Raw genomic sequence first — 4,990 nt, forward strand, 5'->3', positions numbered from 1 at the left:
AAATGAAAGATCCGAGTTTTTCATGTTATTACGCCAAGACAAAGAGTTCCGGGTTTGGAAAGGAGATTCCTTCCCTTTTTCAGAAGAACATTGTTTAATTTTCAACAAACATCTCGATGAGGATTCTAGGTGGGTTGATTCCTTATTTATTTTCCCAAATAAAGATTCCTCGAATACGCCTCAACAACACTTTAAACTAAGTGATGTGGATATATTTTCAATTCGTAATAAAATGGGCTTGCTGGATATGACTACCGAAAGTCAGCAAAAAGCGGAGGTACTAATTGAAATGTACAGTTAATTAAAGAGTTTCAATTCACCTCTTTACTATCATCAAGCAATTCCTCATCGCATATAACTTTAGCTAGATCGTCCGTTTCTTTCTTTAGTATTTCAAGTTTGTCTGTATTAACCTTAATTGCTTTTACGGGTATTTTATGCTCGCTGGATGTACATTCATTGATAAACAGCCTCATTACATGCCCCACACCTTCAGACCTAACTGATCTTAAGTCTTCCGCATAATACTGTCCTAAATTAAAATTACCCGTAATGATTTCGAAAGAAGGGAAGTAACTAACAAAATTGTAAGCTCTATCTATAGAATCTGCAGCTGCTCGAAGAATAGATTTACTTGCAGTATTAGAAGAAAGAATATGTCTATTTTCCATGGATGCCACCAACGGTACTGGAGAGATTGTTAGAATAATTTTAGCTGTCTTGTTCACAGATCTTAACCTCCAAATAAAATCATGCATCTCTTGAACAATATCTTCATAAGATAAGTTCAAAAATCGATATTGACTTTCATCCCTATTTTCACTTATTACCCCTGGAGCAACAGGATATACAGAACCATCTTTTACATTAACCCAACATTCTGTAAGTCCCAATGTAAATACAAATACTTCCAGCCTTTCGAACATTGTACGAACTGATCCCAAATGATCTGAAACATCTTTTAGAACTTCATCTTTTGAAGAAAATGTTTCGCCTAAATTTGGACGAAAGGCATCCACATACCACCCATTTTCTGTTTTCCAAACTTGTTCAACGGGTTCAAACTTTCCATATGCTCTATCAAACAGTTGAACCAATTGCCTAGTTGTGTATATGTTACCATATCGGGCTGAAAACACACCATAACCCAATTCTTTCCGCTCCACCTCGCCTATGTTTTCCGGCCCCTGCTCTTCCACATAGTAGGTCATTCCCGAGTTCGATAATTCTCTAGCAATATGTTGAGCGAAGCAACTTCCTGCTGTTGCAACCTTGGTTTCTGGATATATATTAAACTTTAAAGGTGTAACTGGGTTTACATTTTCCAAACTAACTTTAGTTATCGACCGAGACCAATAATTTATGTTAGGCAACTTCTTATAAGGATGTGCGAATAAATTATTTTCATTCCCAACCCTGTTTTCGCTCTGGTAAACACTTACAAATCGCTCGTAAACGCCTTTAGGCAAATTATCTTCTATCAGTTCTATCTTTTGATATATTCCATACGATTGAGATATCATCTCTTCTAACCCCAATACCGAAACAGAATCTGGATTAACTGAATTTTTCGAATTAGATTTAAACAACAAAGATTCGTCATTCCTCCCCTTAATCCCTAGGCCAGGGTAGATAGGGAAAACAGAATTACTAAGTAGGTTATCTGATATTATGTCTGAAATACATATTTCGCTATTATACTTTATTGAATTCACTTCTAATAAAGACTTTATAATATCCTCAAGAACATATAATTTGGGATGATTGATTGTTCTCATAAAATGACCATTTGCCACCCATTTATTAAGTAACAATTCGCCGTCCATGTCATGATCATTAAGTTCATTTTTGAGCAATTGTATAGCTAACTCGAATGAATCGTTAAAACCCAATTGAAAAAAGAATTTCGGAGCAAACAAGTCTTTACATTCCTTCTCCGATAAACCGAGTAAAAATGAACACGAAATAATCATCGAATGGTAATCACCAAAAGAGGAAGACAATACTCCGTCTCCATTTTTTATATAGATAGAATCAGGATGACTTCCTCTAAAAACGATTTTTGGTAAAAAAATAATTCCTTTTCTATCTTTCACATTGTCAAAGGCCAAATACTCCCAGGATGAATCGAATTTATTGATAAAAACATAGTCGTAATCAGTAAATGAAACAAAACCATCCGGGTTATCAGACAATATTTTTTTCGACACATGATATTGCTTACATTCTGCTCCCGTAATTGCAGATATGATTTTTGAGACGCCAACAACCTGGCAGTTTCCTATAATTAGGATTTTCTTAGACCCCATAATTGTCATTCTTTGTATCATTTATCTCAAAAAATGTTTGCTTTTCTTAGAGTGAAATTACTCTAAATTGAACTAAACATTGTTTTAAGAGAGTAAAATCGAAGAACGACAGCTAAGTTGTTAGCTACATCGATCTACTTACTAAGTAACAAGAAGAATCCTACATGGAAAACAAATATTTAACAAAAAAACCAAACCAGTTACACTGGATAACACGCTATAATAAAGCATTTTGCAATCAAAAAATTCATCATATACAATTTTACCAACTCAACTAAAAAGGAACTTAGCAGCCCAAAACGAAGATTAAAACACTCACTTTGATTACCTTTACTTCATTGTTCACAAAATGAACGAACAAAACAATTAATTAATTAATAGGAAACCCTTTAAACGAAGAATTAAAATAATATTTATCTAAGTCGTGATTATTCAGACATAAAGATTAATTTATTTAACTAAGTTGATGGAAACCGAAGTAGAAGAAAGAGTAAACTCATCCGTAGTATTAGTTCCACACTATAATAACGTAGAGGGACTAATTACAACGCTAGAATCAATTTCACACAAAAGTGGTATTGATGTGTTGGTTGTAGACGACGGGAGCAATAAAAGTCAAGTTCCAGTATTAAGTGTTTTAAATCAGCACACCAATGAAGGGGTTTCACTTATATTAATTCACATTTCAGAAAATAGCGGAATCACTAACGCGCTCAACTTAGGCTTAGATTATATTCTACAAAAAAACAAAAACAAGTTTGTCGCTAGGTTAGATTGCGGTGATGTTTGTGTTGCTAATAGGTTTAAACTACAGGAGAATTTTTTAAACACCAATAACAAGATCGATATTGTCGGCTCATGGGTAAAATGGGTAGATACTATTTCTGGTGAAAAAGTATTTAGCAATAAGCCTCCGATAAGTCATGAGAAAATAAAGCGAAAGATGTCTATTCGCTGTAACATGATACATCCTTCGGTAATGTATCGATTATCAGTTGTGGAATCTCTAGGGAAATATCCTAATAATTATGAGGCGGCCGAAGATTATGCATACTTTTTTAACATAGCTAAACACTTTAGAACGGCAAATATCCCGAAGTTCTTAACGAAGGCGGAATTCAATAAAAATGGCATTTCTCACATCAAAAGAAAAATCCAAAACAAAAGCAAGCTTAGAATTGTATTAAAGTATGGGGATTTCAACTTCCATCTTGTATACGGAGTTTTATATAATTTGCTTCTAATTGCTTTACCGTATAGCCTGCTTTTTCGGATTAAAAAAGAAATTTACAGATAGGCAGTTATGGTAATCGTGCATGTTGTAGAACCCTTTGCCACAGGCATTAATACCTTTATCCAGGAACTTGTTTTTGGAATACCAAATCATGAGCATTACATCGTACATGGCGAAAGAGACGATACAAGAGCTATTGAGGAAATCAAGAAAGAATACCTTGGGAAAGCGCAATTTATTAAATGGAAAAATGCCCAGCGTGAAATAAGTATTATTAAGGATTTCAAAGCTTACGTTGAATTAAACAGCATTCTAAAGAAAATCGATTTTGATGTTCTTCACCTACACTCATCAAAAGCCGGAATAATTGGTCGATTTATTGGCTTCACAAAAGGGTATAATCAAATTGTATACACGCCAAATGCAGCATCTTTTTTAAGAACAGATATTACAGAAACACAAAGAAACCTATTTAGGAGAGTTGAAAAAACGGCTAGTCGTTTTAACACCAACATTATTAGTTCTTCAAGATCTGAATATAGAGCATACAAAGAACTCGGAATTAACACCCGGATAATTCAAAATGGCACAACTATTCCGCAAGAAATTCGCGTTAATAACAACGGCCATAAAAAATTTAACATTGTTATTTGCGGAAAAATAACGATACAGAAAGACCCTGTATTTTTTAACCGCATCGCTAAGTTTTTCGGAAATGATCCTTCCATTTCATTTACTTGGATTGGTGATGGCGAGCTTAAGCATACTCTAACTAGTAAGAATATTAACATTACCGGATGGTGTTCCAAATCGGATGTCTTCGAGCACCTTAGAAAAGCCGATTTATATTTGTCTACTTCTTCATGGGAAGGCCTTCCAATTGCTTCAATTGAAGCCCTTGCGTTTGGATTACCTTTACTTATGAACAAGTGCTTTGGTAATTCAGACATGATAACACCTGGCGTTAATGGCTTTCTATTTGATTCGAGAGAAATCGCCATTGAATACATCGAATACTTAAAAAATGATATTGCACAATACAAGTTACTTTCAGAAAAGTCTGTAAAAATGTATGAGCGTCACTTTAACAAATACAGATGTGCAATTGATTACGAGCAACTATATTCTGGTAACGGACAGAAACCGCATACAGCAATCCTAAAAGAACAAAATATAATCGATGGCTAAATCAAAAATTGTACTTCGATTTTTGATTTTCACAATGCTCTTTAGCCTATTAGGAATGTCCATTGCTTCTAATATTTTAATGATCAATCTTTGTGTTCTCGTTCTTATGGATAGAAAAATAAAGCTCCGATTAGCCATTCTGGCAAGACGAAAGATTTTTTGGTGTTTACTAATCCCGTTTCTGCTGACTTTTGTAAGCCTTATTTATTCACAAGATCTATCGAAAGGAATTAGTTCTATCGAAACGAGACTGCCTCTC

At 34.3% G+C, this 4,990-nt stretch carries 4 protein-coding genes; 3 read left to right on the forward strand and 1 reads right to left on the reverse strand.

All coding sequences use genetic code 11. The features are described from left to right. Nucleotides 1-301: hypothetical protein (locus HRT72_12900; protein ID NQY68604.1), on the forward strand; the 301-nt coding region annotated here is incomplete at its 5' end. 10 nt (nt 302-311) lie between these two features. Here HRT72_12900 and HRT72_12905 read toward each other — a convergent pair. Beyond that, nucleotides 312-2,309 carry a GSCFA domain-containing protein gene (locus tag HRT72_12905; protein NQY68605.1) on the reverse strand — a complete coding sequence of 666 codons (1,998 nt, stop codon included), beginning with the start codon at nt 2,307-2,309 and terminating at the stop codon, nt 312-314. Nucleotides 2,310-2,775: 466 nt separating this feature from the next. Here HRT72_12905 and HRT72_12910 point away from each other — a divergent pair, with 466 nt between their 5' ends. Together HRT72_12910 and HRT72_12915 are read left to right on the forward strand one after the other, a co-directional pair. After that, nucleotides 2,776-3,606, forward strand: a complete 831-nt coding sequence (locus HRT72_12910) for a glycosyltransferase (protein ID NQY68606.1) — start codon at nt 2,776-2,778, stop codon at nt 3,604-3,606. Between the two features lie 6 nt (nt 3,607-3,612). After that, nucleotides 3,613-4,731 carry a glycosyltransferase gene (locus tag HRT72_12915; protein ID NQY68607.1) on the forward strand — a complete coding sequence of 373 codons (1,119 nt, stop codon included), beginning with the start codon at nt 3,613-3,615 and terminating at the stop codon, nt 4,729-4,731. Nucleotides 4,732-4,990 lie beyond the last annotated feature (259 nt).

This window comes from Flavobacteriales bacterium, assembly GCA_013214975.1.
In the GTDB taxonomy this organism is placed as follows: Bacteria; Bacteroidota; Bacteroidia; order DT-38; family DT-38; genus DT-38.

Bases quoted from the DNA above. Each gene is read 5' to 3' on its own strand.
- HRT72_12905 (NQY68605.1), bottom strand. From the start codon at position 2,309: ATGGGGTCTAAGAAAATCCTAATTATAGGAAACTGCCAGGTTGTTGGC.
- HRT72_12910 (NQY68606.1), top strand. From the start codon at position 2,776: ATGGAAACCGAAGTAGAAGAAAGAGTAAACTCATCCGTAGTATTAGTT.
- HRT72_12915 (NQY68607.1), top strand. From the start codon at position 3,613: ATGGTAATCGTGCATGTTGTAGAACCCTTTGCCACAGGCATTAATACC.